16 protein-coding genes are annotated in these 17697 nt (G+C 66.0%); 3 read left to right on the top strand and 13 right to left on the bottom strand.

Annotated elements, in window-relative coordinates:
• Positions 1–19: 19 nt before the first annotated feature.
• Positions 20–697 (bottom strand): phosphoribosylformylglycinamidine synthase subunit PurQ, encoded by a 678-nt coding sequence (gene purQ / locus ACIP5Y_RS35545; protein WP_400356763.1) that lies wholly within the window; start codon positions 695–697, stop codon positions 20–22.
• On the bottom strand, positions 694–927 hold the full coding sequence (purS, locus tag ACIP5Y_RS35540) for a phosphoribosylformylglycinamidine synthase subunit PurS (protein ID WP_400356762.1): 234 nt from the start codon (positions 925–927) through the stop codon (positions 694–696). Before purS ends, purQ begins: the two co-directional genes overlap by 4 nt.
• Positions 928–1081: 154 nt before the next feature.
• On the opposite strand from purS, the gene ACIP5Y_RS35535 reads away from it, so the two are divergent.
• Positions 1082–1726 (top strand): MBL fold metallo-hydrolase, encoded by a 645-nt coding sequence (locus ACIP5Y_RS35535; RefSeq protein WP_400356761.1) that lies wholly within the window; start codon positions 1082–1084, stop codon positions 1724–1726.
• 4 nt (positions 1727–1730) lie between these two features.
• Here the strand turns inward: ACIP5Y_RS35535 and ACIP5Y_RS35530 are convergent, their stop codons facing one another.
• From ACIP5Y_RS35530 to ACIP5Y_RS35510, 5 genes are all read right to left on the bottom strand, one after another.
• Positions 1731–2357: a hypothetical protein gene (locus tag ACIP5Y_RS35530; protein ID WP_400356760.1), complete on the bottom strand. Its 627-nt coding sequence runs from the start codon at positions 2355–2357 to the stop codon at positions 1731–1733.
• 45 nt (positions 2358–2402) lie between these two features.
• Entirely contained in the window at positions 2403–4715 is a 2313-nt protein-coding gene (locus ACIP5Y_RS35525; RefSeq protein ID WP_400356759.1) for an MMPL family transporter, read from the bottom strand.
• Between the two features lie 77 nt (positions 4716–4792).
• Positions 4793–6181, bottom strand: coding sequence for a dipeptidase (locus ACIP5Y_RS35520; RefSeq protein ID WP_400356758.1), 1389 nt, complete (start codon positions 6179–6181; stop codon positions 4793–4795).
• Between the two features lie 13 nt (positions 6182–6194).
• Positions 6195–6650 (bottom strand): hypothetical protein, encoded by a 456-nt coding sequence (locus tag ACIP5Y_RS35515; protein WP_400356757.1) that lies wholly within the window; start codon positions 6648–6650, stop codon positions 6195–6197.
• Positions 6647–8071 (bottom strand): APC family permease, encoded by a 1425-nt coding sequence (locus ACIP5Y_RS35510; RefSeq protein ID WP_400356756.1) that lies wholly within the window; start codon positions 8069–8071, stop codon positions 6647–6649. Before ACIP5Y_RS35510 ends, ACIP5Y_RS35515 begins: the two co-directional genes overlap by 4 nt.
• Before the next feature lie 196 nt (positions 8072–8267).
• Between ACIP5Y_RS35510 and ACIP5Y_RS35505 the strand changes: the two genes are divergently transcribed.
• Positions 8268–9683, top strand: coding sequence for a glutamate decarboxylase (locus ACIP5Y_RS35505; RefSeq protein ID WP_400356755.1), 1416 nt, complete (start codon positions 8268–8270; stop codon positions 9681–9683).
• A 24-nt stretch (positions 9684–9707) separates the two neighbouring features.
• Here ACIP5Y_RS35505 and ACIP5Y_RS35500 read toward each other — a convergent pair whose 3' ends face one another.
• Positions 9708–11867, bottom strand: a complete 2160-nt coding sequence (locus ACIP5Y_RS35500; protein ID WP_400356754.1) for a S9 family peptidase — start codon at positions 11865–11867, stop codon at positions 9708–9710.
• Between the two features lie 460 nt (positions 11868–12327).
• Between ACIP5Y_RS35500 and ACIP5Y_RS35495 the strand changes: the two genes are divergently transcribed.
• On the top strand, positions 12328–12543 hold the full coding sequence (locus ACIP5Y_RS35495; protein WP_400356753.1) for a DUF397 domain-containing protein: 216 nt from the start codon (positions 12328–12330) through the stop codon (positions 12541–12543).
• Positions 12544–12558: 15 nt separating this feature from the next.
• Here the strand turns inward: ACIP5Y_RS35495 and ACIP5Y_RS35490 are convergent, their stop codons facing one another.
• From ACIP5Y_RS35490 to ACIP5Y_RS35470, 5 genes are all read right to left on the bottom strand, one after another.
• The gene (locus tag ACIP5Y_RS35490; protein WP_400356752.1) at positions 12559–13518 is read right to left on the bottom strand and encodes an alpha/beta hydrolase; all 960 of its coding nucleotides are present in this window, start codon (positions 13516–13518) and stop codon (positions 12559–12561) included.
• A gap of 132 nt (positions 13519–13650) precedes the next feature.
• Positions 13651–14085 carry an HIT family protein gene (locus ACIP5Y_RS35485; protein ID WP_400356751.1) on the bottom strand — a complete coding sequence of 145 codons (435 nt, stop codon included), beginning with the start codon at positions 14083–14085 and terminating at the stop codon, positions 13651–13653.
• Positions 14086–14244: 159 nt separating this feature from the next.
• Entirely contained in the window at positions 14245–15666 is a 1422-nt protein-coding gene (gene purB / locus ACIP5Y_RS35480) for an adenylosuccinate lyase (RefSeq protein WP_400356750.1), read from the bottom strand.
• A 34-nt stretch (positions 15667–15700) separates the two neighbouring features.
• On the bottom strand, positions 15701–16306 hold the full coding sequence (locus tag ACIP5Y_RS35475) for a TetR/AcrR family transcriptional regulator (protein WP_397005074.1): 606 nt from the start codon (positions 16304–16306) through the stop codon (positions 15701–15703).
• A gap of 164 nt (positions 16307–16470) precedes the next feature.
• Positions 16471–17628: a pyridoxal phosphate-dependent aminotransferase gene (locus tag ACIP5Y_RS35470; RefSeq protein ID WP_400356749.1), complete on the bottom strand. Its 1158-nt coding sequence runs from the start codon at positions 17626–17628 to the stop codon at positions 16471–16473.
• Between the last annotated feature and the right edge of the window lie 69 nt (positions 17629–17697).

Raw genomic sequence — 17697 nt, 5'->3', positions numbered from 1 at the left:
GCCCCCGGAGCCCCCATAGTCAAGCCGAAACCAGCGAATCCAGCACGGACAGGAACAGTCCCAGTCCGTCGTCGCTCGGTCCGGTGAGCGCCTCGGTGGCGTGCTCGGGATGCGGCATCAGGCCGACCACCCGGCGGTTGGCCGAGGTGATGCCCGCGATATCGCGCTGCGAGCCGTTGGGGTTGCCGCCGGTGTAGCGGAAGACCACACGGTTCTCGCCCTCGAGCTCGTCGAGCACTTCCTGCGAAGCCTGGAAGCGACCCTCGGCGTTCTTGACCGGGACGAGGATCTGCGCGCCCGGCTCGTAGCGGGAGGTCCACGCGGTGTCGGTCTGCTCGACGGTCAGCCACTGATCGCGGCAGACGAAGTGCAGCCCCTCGTTGCGGGTGAGCGCGCCCGGCAGCAGCCCGGCCTCGCACAGGATCTGGAAGCCGTTGCAGATACCCAGGATCGGCAGGCCCTGCTCGGCGGCCCGGATGACCTCGGTCATGACGGGCGCCATGCTGGCGATGGCGCCGGCCCGCAGGTAGTCGCCGTAGGAGAAGCCACCGGGCACCACGACCGCGTCGACCTGCTTCAGGTCGTGATCGGCGTGCCAGAGTGCGACCGCCTCGGCGCCGGACAGCCGCACCGCGCGGGCGGCATCGACATCGTCGAGGGTGCCCGGGAAGGTGATGACTCCGATGCGCGCGGTCACAGCCGGACGACCTTCCATTCCTCGATCACGATATTGGCCAGCAGCGATTCGGCGATCTGCGCGAGGTCGGCGTCGCTCACGCTGTCGTCGACGTCGAGCTCGAATCGCTTGCCCTGCCGCACATCCGAGATTCCCGGGTGTCCCAGGCGCCCCAGCGCGCCGACAATGGCTTGACCCTGCGGATCCAGGATTTCGGCCTTCGGCATCACCTCGACCACGACACGTGCCACGCGTTGCTCCTCAACTGGTGGGGCGGCGCCCGGACTTACGTACGTACCGAGCGGGGGTTTCGCAGATCAGAGTAGTTGGACCGGCCCGCGGACCCGCTGCCGGGTCGGGCCGTTCGTGGCGCGTGCCACACCCCTCCCGGACTACCGTAGCCATATGCGCATAGCCCATTTCGGACACTCATGCATTCTCGTGGAGAAGGACGGCACCAGGATCCTGTTCGATCCGGGTAATTTCTCCCACGGTTTCGAGGGCATCACCGGGCTCGACGCCATCGCGGTGACGCATCAGCATCCCGATCACATCTGCCCGAACCGCATCGAGGCGCTCATCGACGCGAATCCGCAGGCCCGGCTGCTGTCGGATCCGCAGACGGCCCTGATGCGCGGCGAACCGTGGGAGGCCGTGCACGCGGGCGAGGTACTGAAGGTCGGCAACGTGCAGATCACCGGCGGCGGTGGCCGGCACGCGGTCATCCACCCGGAGATCCCGGTCATCGACAACACCGTCTTCCAGCTCGGCACCCCCGACGACCCCTCGCAGCTCGTGCACCCGGGCGATTCCCTGTGGGTGCCGTCGACCCCCGTCGGCGTCCTCGCGATTCCGGCCGTCGCGCCGTGGATGAAGATCCACGAGACGGTGGACTACCTGCGCGCGGTGAACCCGCGTTTCGCCTTCCCCATCCACTACGGGATCATCGTGCCCGAGGCGCAGGGCATCTATTTCGGCCGGCTCAATGAAATGTCGCCCGTGGAAACGGAATTCCGCGTCATCGAGCCCGAGGACCACGCGGAATTCTGAGCGTTCACAACCAGCCGAGCGCGCCGAAGACGATCAGGCCGAGGGCGTCGATTCCCAGGATCGCGCCCACGGCAAGGGCTTTCGACCGCACCGACGGCAGGTCGTACACCCAGAAACAGGCGATGAAGAACGGCACATAGCCGAGCAGCCAGATCAGGTACGGGACACCGGCGTGCCACCAGGACCAGTCCCAGGTGAGTACGCCTGCCTTGTTCAGCAGCACCTCCACCCCGACCGCGGCGGCCGAATTCACGGCGATCAGCACGGGCCGGTTGGGCAATCCGAGAATTCGAGTTTCCCTGGGCGGCAGCATTTTCGCCGCCGCCACTCCCATGATGGCGAACATGAAACAGATCTCGATATTCAGCCCGATCAGGATCTGATAGGCCGTCGGGCCGCTGGTGCCCCACACCGGCGCGCGCCCGGTGGCGTGGAAGACCAGCGAATTCCAGATCTCGTTGAACCAGTCCATGCCCCACAACGCCAGGCCGGCGAAGAACACATTCCAGTTCCGGCGTTCCACCTCGGTCGCGTAGACGTAGATGACGACCAGCAGGAGCGGAATCACGTACCACTTGAACTGGCCGCTGTCGCGGAGCAGCGCCGCTGCTGCCCGGGCATGATCGGTCATGGCCGGGCAGCGTAGCGGTTGCCGCGGCACGGCGCACCGCGTGCCTCAGTGCACGCCGGACGGTTCCTCCTCACGCACCGCCGCCGCCCGCTGCTGGATCTCCCGCAGGCGCGCGCCCTCCACGTCGATATCGGGCACGATCCTGCTGAGCCAGTTCGGAATCCACCACGCCCACTTGCCCATCAGCACCAGCAGCGACGGAATCAGCACCATGCGCACCAGGAAGGCGTCCAGCAGCACGCCCGCGGCCAGCGCGAAACCCATGGACTTGGCGGTGACATCCGGTTCCAGCATGAAGGAGCCGAAAACGAAGATCATGATGATGGCCGCCGAGGTGACCACCCGCGCGCCGTGGTGGTAGCCGGAGACCATGGCCTCGGTGGGCGGTTTGCCGTGCACGAATTCCTCGCGCATGCGGGTCACCAGGAACACCTGGTAGTCCATGGCCAGACCGAATACCAAGCCGATCAACATGATCGGCATGAAACTGATGATGGGCCGCGGCTCGGAGATGATGCCGAATTTGCCGTCCTGGAATATCAGCACCGTCGCGCCGAACGTGGCGGCCATGGACAGCAGGAAGCCGAGCGCGGCCGTCAAAGGCACCAGCACGGAACGGAATACGGCGATCAGCAGCAGGAACGCCGCGCCCGCCACAATGGCCAGGTACGGCAGAATCTTGCTCAGCAGCACGTGGTCGATATCCGCGTAAATGGCTGTGGTGCCGGTGATTCCGTATTGCATGCCGTATTGCGCCTGGAGTTGCGCCTCGGCGTCGCGGGCCCGGCTCACCAGGTTCTTGGTGTCCTGATCGTTGGGCCCGGTCCTGGGCACGCCCTGGAATTGCGCGCCCTGCCCGTCGGGACTGAGCACCGGGTCGGTCACGTAGTTCATGTCCGAGTAGGAGGCGAGCTTGTCGTGCAGTGCGGTGAGCGCCGCCTGCCGCTGGTCGGGCGCGACCTTCGAGAGGTCGACGGCGATCTGCAGCACGCCGTTGCTGCCCGCGCCGAAGCCCTCGGTGCGCAGGTCGTACGCCTTCCGGATGGTACTGGTCTTGGGCATGCTGTCCTCGCCGGGCAGGCCCAGCTGAATCTTGGTGGCGGGCAGCGCAAGCAGGCCCAGCACCAGCACGCTCAGGATGAGCGCCACCACGGGCACGCGCCCGATCAGCCGGCCGACCCGCATGCCATTGGTGACCTGGGTGTCGTCCTCCGGATCGTGCTGGGCGATACCGGGCAGTTTCGGTTTGAACAGGAACCGCCCCAGCGCGCCCAGCAGCGCCGGCATCAGGGTCAACGCCACCAGCACCGCGAATCCGGCCGCCACCGCGCCACCCAGGCCCATGAAGGTCAGGAACCGCACCCCGACGATGGCCAGCCCGACCAGCGCGATGATGACGGTCAGGCCCGCGAACACCACCGCCGAGCCCGCGGTGCCCAAGGCCACGCCCGCGGCTTCCTCGGGTGACTCCTGTACCGCCAGTTCATGTTTGAACCTGGACACGATGAACAGCGCGTAGTCGATGGACAGCGCGATGCCGATCATGGAGGCCAGGAAGGTGGTGAAGCTCGGCACGTCGATGATCGAGGTGCCCAGGAAGATCAGCGAGGTCGCCGCGCCGAGCCCCACCACGGCGGTGACGATCGGCACGAACGCCGCCACGATGGCCCCGAACGAGATCACCATGACCACGAAAGCGAAGGCCATGCCGATCATTTCGGACTTACCGCTGGGCTGCTGCTGCTCCATGGCCAGGGTGCCCGACATCTCCACGGTCAGCCCGGCATTGCGCGCCGAGTCCCCGGCGTCGTAGGCGGCCTTGCGATCATCGGCGGTGACGTCCGCGAAGTTCTTGATGGTGAACGGAACATTCAGCACCGCAACCGAATCCGGATCCTGACCGTTGAGCACGTTCAGCGGTGCGTTACTGCATTTGGAGATGAACGCACTGGCGGTGCGGTCACCGTCGAGGCAGCCCATGGACTGTGCCGCGGCGACCGGATTCGTCAGCGGCTTGCTGTGATCGACGATGCCCAGCTGCCCCAGATCGTCCACCAGCGACTGGATGGCCTGCTGATTACCCGGAGCGGTGAGCTTCGTGCCCGCGGGCGCCCCGATCACATAGATGCCGGTGACCGCACCCGGCTCGAATCCCTGCGACATGCCCGGGAAATGCTTGTCCAGAATGTCGGTGGCCCGCTGCGACGGCAGGTTCGGAATCGTGAAGTCATTGCTCATCGGCTCTTTGAGCTTGGCCCCGAGCCCGCCCAGCAGCACGAAGAGCAGCAGCCAGACGGGCAGCACGATCCACTTGCGCCGGTACGCGAATCTGCCCCACCGATACAGAAAGACGGACACGAGCGTCTCCTAGCTGGTCGCAGGGATCGTGCGGTCACTCCATCGATCGTTGAGTTTGCTACCTAATTGCCACCGGATCAAGCGTTCCGGTACGAGGCCAGGAACAATGCCTCGGCCAGTGCCATGTGCTCGATTTCAGTGGGGTCGACACTCTCGTTGGGTGCGTGGATCAGGCATTTCGGTTCCTCGACGCCCATGAGCATGATCTCCGCGTCCGGATAGGTGTCCGCGAAAACGTTGCAAAGGGGGATGGAGCCACCCTGGCCCTCGGTGGTGGCGGGGCGGCCGTAGGCGGCGGCGAAAGCGTCCTCCATGGCCCGGCGGGCAGGACCGTCGGTGCTGCCGACGAAGGGGGAACCCGTGGCCTCGGTCTCGATGGTCACCTTCGCGTGCCAGGGGGTATGCGATTCCAGGTGGGAGGTAAGGGATTTCAGGGCGTCATCGGGCTTGATGCCCGGCGGGATCCGGAGGTTGAGGCGGGCGCGGGTCCTGGGCTGGATGGCCGCCGAGGAGCCGACCACCGCCGGGACGTCCATACCGAGCACGGTCAAGGCCGGTCGCGCCCACAGCATGTCGGCGACCTTGCCGCTGCCGAGCAGGTCCACGCCGTCGAGGGCGCTCGCATCGGTGCGGAACTGGTCGGCCGGGTATTCGTGGCCGTCCCACACCTGGTCGTTGCGCAGGCCGTCCACGGTGGTGTTGCCGTGCTCGTCGCGCAGGGTGGACAGCAGCTGGATCATGGCCGCCAGGGCGTCCGGGGCCGCGCCGCCGAACATGCCCGAATGCAACGGGCCACTGAGGGTTTCGACCGTGACGAGCACGTTCACATTGCCGCGCAGGGTCTGCGTGAAGGTGGGCACGCCGACCGCGAAATTGCCGCAGTCGCAGATGAGGAGGGTGTCGGCGCGCAGCAGGTCCACGTTCTTCGGGACGAACTCCTCCAGGCCGCCCGTGCCCTGCTCCTCCGAACCCTCGGCGACCAGCACCAGGCCGACCGGCAGATTGTCCCCGTGCACCTGGCGCAGGGCCCGCAGCGCGGTCAGGTGGGTGACGATATTGCCCTTGCAGTCGGCGCTGCCGCGGCCGTACCAGCGGCCGTTCTTCTCGGTCAGCTCCCAGACCGGGGTGTGCCAGGCGTCGTCGCCGAGCGGCGGCTGCACGTCGTAGTGGCAGTAGAGCAAGATGGTCGGCGCGCCGGGCGGGGCCGGGTGATGCGCGATGACGGCCATACTGCCGTCGGGGGTCTCGTGCAGGGCGGCGTCGGTGAGTCCTTCGGCGATGAAGGCGTCGGCCACCCACTGCGCCGCCTGGTGACACTCCTCGATCGGGAACTGGCGCGGGTCGTACACGGACTTGTACGAAACCAGTTCGGTGAGATCACTTTTCGCACGCGGCATGAGGTCGCGGACGGCGGACCGCAGCGCGGCGGTGCGTGCATCGTCCTGTGTCCCTGTGGTTGTGGTCATCGGGTCTCCTGTCTCATTGGTGCGTATCCGATTTCACCGTGTCCCCCTTCTTCAGGGTGCCGGTTTCCTCCAGGTACGACGCAAGCCGGTCCGGACAATAGACCTCGATGGCGAGCGCGGTGGCGGTGAAGACGTCCTTGTCGGCAATGATCGGGCGCGTACCGGGACCGCTGGCGCCATTGGTGATCGAGGCCTCGTAACGGGCCTTGATCAGCGGCGACGACGGGTTCTGGCACACCAGTCCCCCGTCCTCGCCGAGGGAATCGGCGATCACCCGCGGATCCGGGGAGGCCAGCCCCGCCGCACTCAGCCGGGTCTGCAGCACCTGCGCACGGCGCAAGGCGGTGTCGTTCACCCGATGCTGGTTGAAGATGATGACGCCCGCGACCGCGATGGCCACCAGCACCACGGACACCGACACGTACACGAGGCGGCGGGCTTCGACGGGGGCATTGCCGAGATCGGTCATGCCAGTGCCTCCTCCGGCGTCGCGGTCTTCCATCCGGGTTTACGGAAGCGCAGGAACAGGTACGGAATCACCAGCCCGACAATGCCCATGCCGAGCCCGATGAGCACCACATAGCCGAGCGCATTGCCGCTGCCGTACTGCGAGGGCGGCACGAATCCGATCAGGAAGGCCGCGATCGAGGACACCGTGCCGAGCGCGCACAGCGCGATCAACCCGGGCGCCTTGTATCCGCGCGGATGGCCGGGCTGATCCCGGCGCAACCGGATCGCGGCAATGAACATGAGCACGTACATGATCAGGTACACCTGCGTGGTGATCACCGACAGAATCCAGTACGCGCTGGAGACATTCGGGATGAAGGCGTACAGCAGCGCCAGCAATGTGGTCACCACACCCTGTGCGACGAGCATGTTCTGTTGCACGCCATGCTTGTTCAAGCGGGTGAGGATCGGCGGCAGGTAGCCTTCCTGCCGCCCGATGAGCAGCAATCCCTTGGACGGCCCGGCCAGCCAGGTGAGCATGCCGCCCAGCGCCGCCGCCACCAGCATGACGCCCAGCACCGGGGTCAGGAACCCGATCTCGAAATGGTTGAAGAACCCGTCGAACGCCTGCATGACGCCGGCGGTCAGGCTCAAATTCTGCGACGGCACCACCCAGCTGATGATCACGGCCGGCACGATGAAGATCACCAGCACCAGGCCCACCGCCATGGCCATGGCCTTCGGGTACTCCTTACCCGGATCCTTCAGCGAGGACACGTGTACCGCGTTCATCTCCATGCCCGCATAGGACAGGAAGTTGTTGACGATCAGCACCAGGCTGGCCAGCCCGGTCCAGGCCGGGAAGAGATGGTCGAAATCCATCGGCGCGGCGGACGGATTGCCCTGCGCGAGAAAGACGAAGCCCAGGATCACCAGCAGCGCACCGGGAATCAGCGTCCCGATGATCAGTCCCATACTCGACAGTCCCGCAACGGTTTTGGTCCCCTGCGAGGACACATACACCGCCGCCCAATAGATGGTGATGATCACGATCGCCACGTACACGCCGTTCGCCGCCAGCGCCGGATCGATAATGTACGCGAAAGTGCTTGCCACATAGGCCAGCAGGCTCGGGTAGTAGAAGATCGTCATGGCGAACTGGCACCACACCGCCAGGAACCCCATCGGCTGCGAGATGCCCTCGCCCACCCACTTGTACACCCCGCCGGCCCACCCGGACGCCAGCTCCGCCGCCACGAACGCGGTCGGCAGCAGGAACAGCAACGCGGGCAACAGGTACAGGAACACGCAGGCCAGGCCGTAGACGGCCATGGTCGGCGCGGCGCGCAGGCTGGCCACCGAACTGGTGGTCATGAGCGCCAGCGTCACCCAGGACATGTAGTTGGCGGCCGTGGCTGCCTTGGTCACCGTGCCGGTCATCGCAGTCCTTTCCAGAACTCCAGCAACACACAAGCACCGCACCCATACAGGTGAATCAAAAGCACCCAGCGCGAATAGTAACCGTTCAGCAACACTATCTTGGTTACGAAACGATCGCTTACCCAGGCGGTTTCAATAGTTCCGGGACTGGAGTTGAATTCAGGGTGAACCATGCTCTGAAACGACTGGAGGCCGTATGACCGGCAGCTCGGAATCCGATGACCTGTTCGCGATGCACCCGCTGGAAGCGGGCGCACCCAAGGCCGGATTCCCCAAACCCGAGATTCCCCCGCAGGTCGCCTACCAGATCGTTCACGACGAACTGCTGCTCGACGGCGTCTCCCGGATGAACCTCGCCACCTTCTGCACCACCTGGATCGACGACCAGGCCCGCCGTCTGATGAGCGAATCCATCGACAAGAACATCGTCGACAAGGACGAATACCCGCAGACCGCCGAACTCGAGCGGCGCTGTGTACGCATGCTCGCCGACCTGTGGCACGCCCCCGACCCCGCCACCACGCTGGGCACCTCCACCACCGGCTCCAGCGAGGCCGCCATGCTCGGCGGACTCGCCGCCAAGTTCCGCTGGCGCAAGAAGGGCGGCACCGGCATTCCCAACTTCGTGTGCGGACCCGTACAGGTGTGCTGGGAGAAGTTCGCTCGCTACTTCGATGTCGAGATCCGCCAGATCCCTTTGCGCGGTGACCGTCTCACCATGCACCCGGACGACCTCACGAACTACTGCGACGAGAACACCATCATGGTGGTGCCGACCTTCGGGCAGACCTTCACCGGGCTCTTCGAGGACGTCGAGGCCATCAGTCAGGCCCTCGACGAGCTGCAGGCGAAGACCGGGCTGGACATCCCCATCCACGTCGACGCGGCCAGCGGCGGCTTCCTCGCGCCGTTCACCGCGCCCGATATCAATTGGGACTTCCGGCTGCCCCGGGTCAAGTCCATCAACGCCTCGGGACACAAGACCGGCCTCGCGCCACTCGGCGCCGGATGGGCCATCTGGCGCAGCGCCGAGGATCTGCCCGAAGAACTCATCTTCAACGTCGACTACCTCGGCGGCAATATGGCCACCTTCAACCTCAACTTCTCCCGCCCCGGCGGGCAGGTGGTGACCTCCTACTACGAGTTCATCCGGCTCGGCCACGTCGGCTACGCGCGCGCCCAGGGCGCGACCTACTCCGTCGCCCTGCACCTGGCCAACGGGCTGCACCGGCTCGGGCTCTTCGACCTCATCCACGACGGCGACCCACGCAAGGGCATCGCCGCCGTGTCCTGGAAGCTGAAGGACGGACAGACCTTCAACCTCTACGACCTCTCCGAGAAACTCCGCACCCGCGGCTGGCTCGTCGCCGCCTACCCGCTGCCGAGCGATCGGCAGGACGAAACCATCATGCGCGTCCTGGTCCGGCACGGCTTCAGCCACGATATGGCGGACCTGCTGCTCGACGACATGAAACGGGTACTGAAACTGCTCGACAAGCACCCGCCGAGCTCCTCGCTCACCCGCGAGGAATCCGGCGGCTTCACACACACCGCGACCCCGATCGTCCCGACCGAGGAACTACGCAAACGGCGCCGGGCGTCCGGTAAGTGAGCGCGGCCGCCCGGCGACTCGGCGCTACGCGTCGGCGAGACCGACCGTGTCGAGCACCCAGGCGAACTCGAAGGCCGTCTCCTTGATCTTCTCGTAGCGGCCGCTGACGCCGCCGTGGCCGGAGGTCATATCGATCTTCAGCAGCAGCTGCGAGTCACCGGTCTTGGTGGCGCGCAGCTTCGCGACCCACTTCGCCGGCTCCACGTACATGACGCGAGTGTCGTTCAGGCCCGTAATGGCGAGGATGGCCGGATAGTCCTTGGCCGCCACGTTCTCGTAGGGCGCGTACGACTTCATGTACTCGTAGACTTCCTTGTCCGCCAAGGGATTACCCCACTCGTCCCATTCGGTGATGGTGAGCGGCAGCGACGGATCCAGGATGGAGGTCAGCGGGTCCACGAACGGCACATTGGTCAGAATGCCCGCGAACATCTCCGGCGCCAGGTTCGCCACCGCGCCCATCAGCAGACCGCCCGCGCTGCCGCCGTCGGCCACGATGCGGCCGGCCGCCGTCACCCCGGTATCCGCCAGATGCCTTGCCACCGAGACGAAATCGGTGAACGTGTTCTTCTTGGTGAGCAGCTTCCCGTTCTCGTACCAGAGCCGCCCCAGCTCGCCACCACCGCGGACATGCGCGAACGCGACAACCATGCCACGATCCATCAGCGAGAGCCGCGCCAGCGAAAAGTACGGGTCGATGGGCGACTCGTAGGAGCCGTACCCGTTCAGCAGCAAGGGTTTCGGACCCGCCGGCGCGTCCTTGCGCATCACCAGCGAGATCGGAACCCGGGTCCCGTCCGCCGCGACCGCCCAATCTCGTTGCTGCACATAGTCCTCGGCGTTGTAGCCGCCCACCACCTCCTGCTCCTTGCGCAGGATCAGCTCACCCGTCCCGGGAACATAGTCGAACACCTGCGCGGGCGTGATGAAGGAGGTGACCGCCACCCGCAGCATCGGCGGGTCCCACTCCGGGTTGGCGCCCAGCCCGGCGGAGAACAACGTCAGGCCGAAGTCGATGTCCGTCAGCTCACCCAGACCCTCGGAGGTCAACGGCCACAAGGCGATTCGCGGCGTCGCATCCTGACGGTAGCTCAGCACCAGCTTGTCTGCGAAGGAATCGATGCCCTCGAGCCGCACATCGTCGCGATGCGGGATGAGCAGGGTCATATCGGCCGGATCGGACAGCGGGGCCACGGCGAGGACGAAGTTCACGGCCTTCTCCCCGTCCACCACATCGTTGTGCAGGATGAGCAGCTTGTCCGCGCCGCCGATGACCGCGTGCTCGGCCGAATACTCGACGCCCTCGCGGCGCGGCATCAGCACCCGGAACTCGCCCTCCGGATTGTCCGCCTCCAGGATCCAGTCCTCACTGGTGATCTTGGAACTGCTCCCGATGACCAGGTACTTCTTCGAGTGGGTAATGCCGACGCCGACCGAGAACGCCTCGTCCTCCTCGTGGAAAACCAGCACGTCGGCATCCCGGCCGGTACCCACCCGGTGCCGCCACACCTTGTCGGCCCGCCAGGCATCGTCCACCGTCTGATAGAAGAGGTGCGTGCCGTCCGGTGACCAGGTGGCGCCGTAGAAGATCCCGGCGATCTCATCGCTCAGCAGCTCACCGGTGCGCAGGTCCTTGATCCGCAGCGTGAACCGCTCCTCGCCGGACGTATCGACCGAGTAGGCCAGCAGATCCCCCGCACGGCTGATGGAGAACGCGCCCAGGGCGAAGAAATCGTTACCCTCGGCCAGTTCGTTCTCGTCCAGCAGCACTTCCTCCCCCGGGATCTCGACATCGGGCGCCAGCGTCGGCGGGTTCCAGTCGCTGGGATCGGTGATCGGGCAGCGGCAGTGCACGCCGTGCTGCTTACCCTCGAACGAGCGCGAGTAGTACCAGAACTCACCCCTGCGCGTGGGCAGCGACAGGTCGGTTTCCCGGATGCGGCCCTTGATCTCCTCGAAGATCTTCTCCCGCAGCGGCGCCAGCTTCGCGGTCTGCGCGTCCGTATACGCGTTCTCCGCCTCCAGATACGCGATGACCTCGGGATTCTCCTTGTCCCGCAGCCACTCGTACTCATCGGTGAAGACATCCCCGTGGTGCACGCGCTCCGTCGGCACCCGCTTGGCGATCGGCGCCGTCACCACTGCGCCGGATTGTGAGGTCGCGCTACCACTGTCCAAAGCCATGGCTCCACGTTAGTAGCGCCACGGGACCCGTTCCTGCTGGGTATGCTCGCGGGCATGTCGGGGGAAGGACAGCGCGCGGCGAACCGGACGCTGACCCTCGCTACCGAGCGCTGACTGCCTTACCGAGCACGCCGCGTACGCGACGCGTTCATCCGTGGATGATGCTCGTAGAGATAGAACACCGCTGCCTTCCGGCGTGGACACTGATCAGTCGGACAGCTGCTGTGAATCCGCAAGATACTGTTCGCGAGTTCCCGATTGAAGTGCGCCGGGACCTCCGAGCATGTATCGGAGATGGGAGCTGCCCGCTGCTGGGACGACCATGGCGTGCGCACCAGACCTCCTTCCGCTGACACAGAATGGAATATCCGATCCGGACCCCGCACAAACCCTGGCATTATGAGTGCGATCCGCATCACTGACCAGTACTCGCTGTCATAAATCCCCGGGGAGGCCGCTAGTGGAAGCAAAGAACCGCGAGATCGACGCCGACGCCGTCTGGCGGCGCAGCGACGACCGCACGGACGGCGTCGAGATCGCCTTCCTCTCCAGCGGCAATATCGGACTGCGTGACTCACGCAATCCCGAAGGGCCCGTACTGATCTTCACGCCCGGCGAATGGCAGGCCTTCGTGGCCGGCGCCAAGGACGGTGAATTCAACCGTCCCGGCGCCTGATTCACCCGCGCCCGCTCACGCGCCGATCGCGGGACCGATGGTCGGCCACGAATCGTGCAGTGTGTCCTGCCAGTACGACCACGAATGTGTGCCGACCGGATTGTGCTCCACCCGCGCCGGAATGTTCAGCGACCGCAGCCGCTGCTCGAACGACGTGACACAGGCATCCACACCGAACTCGATGGGACCGCCGAAGAAGATGTTCTCCGGCAGCTGCGGTTTGATCTCCAGCTCGTGCGGACCGGGAATACCGGTGCCGGTGGACAGGAACAGCGTCTTACCGCGCAGGGCCTCGGTCAGCATGGCCGGATTGTGCGCCGCCCATTCGGGACTCGTGGGCCCGCCCCACATGTTCAGCGGATTGCCACCGCGATTCGCGATCGAGAACAGGACGGCGCCCTCCGCGATCGTGAGATCCGGGCACGCGCTGTAGCCGGCGACCGCGCGATACATGTCCGGATGCCGCACCGCGAGAACGAAAGCCGCGATCCCGCCCATCGACAGCCCACCGATGGCGTTCACCCCGTTACCGGAGAAGTTCGCGTCGATCAGCGGCGGAAGCTCTTGTGTCAGAAAGGTTTCCCACTGATAGCGGCCGAAGCGCGGATCATCGGCGGCCCAGTCGGTGTAGTAGCTGGCCTGGCCGCCCATGGGCAGCACCACGTTCACGTCCTTGCCCTGGAAGAACGGCTCGGCGTCGGTGGCATTGGTCCAGGTGCTCTGGGTCGCACCCGGGTCCAGGCCGTCGAGCAGGTAGTAGGTGGGGCGGGAACCGCCGCCCGGTGGATGCAGCACCTGCACCTGAATGGTGCGGCCCATGGCGGGCGAGTCGACGAAGATCGCCGAGCGGGTCGCGCTCAGCTCGTCGACGCGGACCACCTGTGCCGCCCGGGCGGTTGCCGGGGTAGCGATAACCGGACTCAGCAAACCTGCCGCGATTGCCAAAATCGCTGCGGCAACGACTCTTCTACGCATATCCCCACCTCCATCAGCCCACCACGATCACTTTCAAAAGTAACTCGAGCAACAGCCGTGAAGCGGTCGAATCCCCGTATGGCGTGTCGCTGGCAAACCGCACGGTTCGCTTATGGTAATGCCAATACGCTATTACTCGCCGACGATTCCGGGGAACATACCGCGAATGGAACCCGCCAGGTAATCCAGGTCCGCCCGCGGCGGCGTGGTCGGCCGCGCCCGCAATCCGAAACCGTCCCCCGGCGTGCGCGGAATCACGTGCAGGTGCACATGAAACACCTCCTGCCCCGCCGTCACCCCATCGGCCAGAAAGAAATTCACCCCGTCACACCCCACCTCCGACGCCCGCAGCGCCGCCGCCACCTGCTGCCCCACCCGAAACAGCTTGCCCCCCAACGCCGGATCCAACTCCGCCAGACTCCGCGCCGGAACCTTCGGAATCACCAGCACATGCCCCGGCGTCACCGGCCGAATATCCATGAACGCCAGCACCTCCTCGTCCTCGAACACCTTGCTCGAAGGCGCCCGACCGGCAACGATGTCCGAAAAGATGGTGTACGGATTCATCCGGCGAGCATAGGACCCGCCCATCACAGCCCCGTCACCGCGCCGCCTCCGGCGCGGCAACGGCTCTCGCCTGCCCCACACCGCATTTCGCCCCCGGCTCCGTTCAGAAGCCGGGGCGAAATGATTCACTCTCATCGCCTGGAGAGCCGCTCCAGTCGCCTAGAGGATCGGCGACGGGGTGTAGCGGGCCGCTTCGGGGTTGGCGTCCACCAGCTTCTGGACCTGCGCGATCACCTCGGCGGTCTGCGCCTCGGCCGCGCCGATGAAGGCGGAACGATCGGCCAGGGCCGCGTCGAGGGCCGCACGATCCAGCGGCATCCGGTCATCGCCGGCCAGCCGGTCCAGCAGATCGGGCTCGCGGCCCTGCTCACGCATGGCCAGGGCCACCGCCACCGCGTGCTCCTTGATGACCTCGTGCGCGGTCTCGCGGCCGACACCGGCGCGGACCGCGGCCATCAGGATGCGGGTGGTGGCCAGGAACGGCAGGTAACGGTTGAGTTCGCGATCCACCACGGCGGGGTAGGCGCCGAATTCGGCCAGCACTGTCAGGAAGGTCTCCATCATGCCGTCGATGGCGAAGAACGCGTCCGGCAAGGCCACCCGGCGCACCACGGAACAGAAGACGTCGCCCTCGTTCCACTGCGCGCCCGCCAGCTCGGCGGCCATCGACCCGTAGCCGCGCAGCACCACCTGCAGGCCGTTCACGCGCTCGCACGAACGGGTGTTCATCTTGTGCGGCATGGCCGACGAACCGACCTGACCCGGCTGGAAGCCCTCGGTCACCAGCTCGTGGCCCGCCATCAGGCGAATCGTGTGCGCGAAGGACGACGGCCCGGCGCCCACCTGCACCAGCGCCGACAGCACATCGTGATCCAGCGACCGCGGATAGATCTGACCGACGCTGGTGAAGACGTTCGCGAAACCCAAGTGCCGCGCCACCTTCTGCTCCAGCTGCGCCAGCTTGCCCGCGTCACCGCCCAGCAGATCCAGCATGTCCTGCGCGGTGCCCATCGGACCCTTGATGCCGCGCAACGGATAACGGTCGATCAGCTCCCGCAACCGGGTCAGCGCAATGAGCAATTCGTCTGCGGCCGAAGCGAATCGCTTACCCAGCGTGGTGGCCTGCGCCGCCACATTGTGCGAACGGCCCGCCATCACCAAGGTCTGATACTGCGCCGCGCGCTCGGTCAGCCGCGCCGCGATCGCCACCCCGTGGCCGTACACGTGCTCCAGCGACAGCCGGATCTGCAGCTGCTCGACGTTCTCGGTGAGATCGCGCGAGGTCATGCCCTTGTGCACCTGCTCATGCCCCGCAAGCGCATTGAACTCCTCGATGCGCGCCTTCACATCGTGGCGCGTCACCCGCTCCCGCTCCGCGATCGACTTCAGGTCGACCTGATCGATCACCCGCTCGTAATCGGCGATCGCCCCGGCCGGAACCTCCACCCCCAGCTCCGACTGAGCGCGCAGCACCTCCAGCCACAGCCGCCGCTCGAGCACGATCTTGTTCTCGGGCGACCACAGGTGCACCAACTCGGGGCTGGCATAACGGGTGGCGAGGACGTTCGGCACAAAGCTCACGTCAAGCGAGTTTACCGGCGGTATGCCCACCCTCTTACGCCGGTGGCGCGACGATGTCGATGACCTCCAGCAGCGCCCCCCTGGCCATGCGGCGGGGCTGCGGATCGAACTCGCTGAGCGCGGTCACGACGGCCCCGTCGACGACGGCGACCAGCCGCCGCAACTGCTCGGGCCGGACCACCCGGTCGGACCGGCGCAGCACGTCGGCGAGCAGCTCATCGAGCTGGGCGCGTAGTCGGATCTGCACATCCCGTAGCTCGGGATGCCGCGCCGACGCCACCGACCGCTCATAGCGGGCAATGAGCTGACCGCGCGAATCCCCGTCCTGCGGCTCGGGACCGACCAGCAGATCGAGGACCAGATCGACGGTCGCGTCGGTGCCCCGCCGGCGGTGAGTCACCTCACCGACCCGGCGGCGCATGGCATCCAATTCGGCATTGCCGGAGAACTCGACCGCCCGGGCGATCAAATCCTCGAGCGACGCGAAGTAGTAGGTGGTCGACGCGAGCGGTAATTCCGCGCGGGTCGCCACCGAGCGATGCCGAACCGCTTCGAAGCCACCTTCGAGCAGCAACTCGGCGGCGGCCGAAACCAGCGCTTGGCGACGCCGTTCGCCTTTCGGTGTCGTCGCAGTGGTCACGGTGCAATCGTGCCAGTCATCATCAAGTCATCAGGGCCGAATCTGTGCGATCTGTGGTGATTCCACTTCGGATGGGCATGCGGGGAAGCCGTGCAGAAACGCAATCAATGCCTTTGTACCCCATGGGCGCGATCCGGTGGGCGAGACCGGAAAACCCTGACGTATCAGGCCAAATAGCGTTCCAACCGGTCGAGTGCCTGCTCGATGTCGGCACTCGACCCCGCGAACGAGAAGCGAACCGTGTGCAGCCCGTTGACGGTGTCGAAGTCGATGCCCGGCGCCAGCGCCACACCCGTCGCGTCCAGCACCTCGGTGCACCAGCGCATCGAATCATCGGTCAGGTGCGCGATATCCGCGTACGCGTAGAACGCACCATCGGCCGGGGCAAGATCGGTGATGCTCAACTTCGGCAGCCTCGACAACAACAGCTGCCGATTCTCCGCATACCGGCGTACATGGCCGTCCAGTTCTTCCTTCGCCTCCGCGCCGAACGCATGCACGGCCGCGTACTGGGAAATAGCCGGCGGACAGACCGTCATGTTCGATGCCAGCCGCTGCAATGCGGGCCGCAGATGCTCCGGCACCAGCATCCAGCCCAGCCGCCAGCCGGTCATGGAGAAGTATTTCGACACCGACCCGATGACGACCGAGTCCCGCGAGGTCTCCCACGCCGAGGAAGTCGGTTCGGTGTCGTCGTAAACGATGCCGTGGTAGATCTCATCGGAGATCAGCAGCGTGCCGTGCGCATCGCACCAGCGCGCCAGCGCGGCCAGCTCGCCCGGCGCGATCATGGTCCCGGTCGGATTGGCCGGACTCGCCACGATCAGGCCCGCGGGCGGCTCGGGTAGCGCCTCCAGCATGGCCACGGTCGGCTGGAACCGGGTTTCCGGCCCGCAATCCAGCTCCACCACGCCACAACCCAGCGCCGCGAGGGTATTCCGGTACGCCGGATACCCCGGCCGCGCCACCACCACGGTGTCCCCGGCATCGAAAGCGGCCAGGAAGATCAGCGTGAACGCGCCGGACGAACCGGTCGTCACCACCACATCATCCGCATCCACCCGCACCCCGTAGGTGCTCCGGTGATGCTCGGCGATGGCCTCCCGCAGCGGCAGAATCCCGAAAGTCTCGGTGTAGCCGAGCAATTCGCTGTCCATGGCGGCCTTGGTGGCCCGCAGCACCGCCCGCGGCGCCGGAGTCGACGGCTGGCCCGCGGCCAGCACGAGCACATCCCCGTGAGTTCGGGCCCGTTCAGCTGCTGCTTTCCAGACGTCCATCACGTAAAAAGGTGGAATGGCCGACCGGCGAGATTCGATACGCACTCGACAGACGGTAGAGCACCCGCTCCCCCGTTTGCCCCGCAATGCCTGTCGAGACTTACCCCGCGATGG

Source organism: Nocardia sp. NPDC088792, assembly GCF_044750615.1.
Lineage (GTDB): Bacteria > Actinomycetota > Actinomycetes > Mycobacteriales > Mycobacteriaceae > Nocardia.
This window is presented reverse-complemented; position numbering and strand designations above follow the sequence as displayed.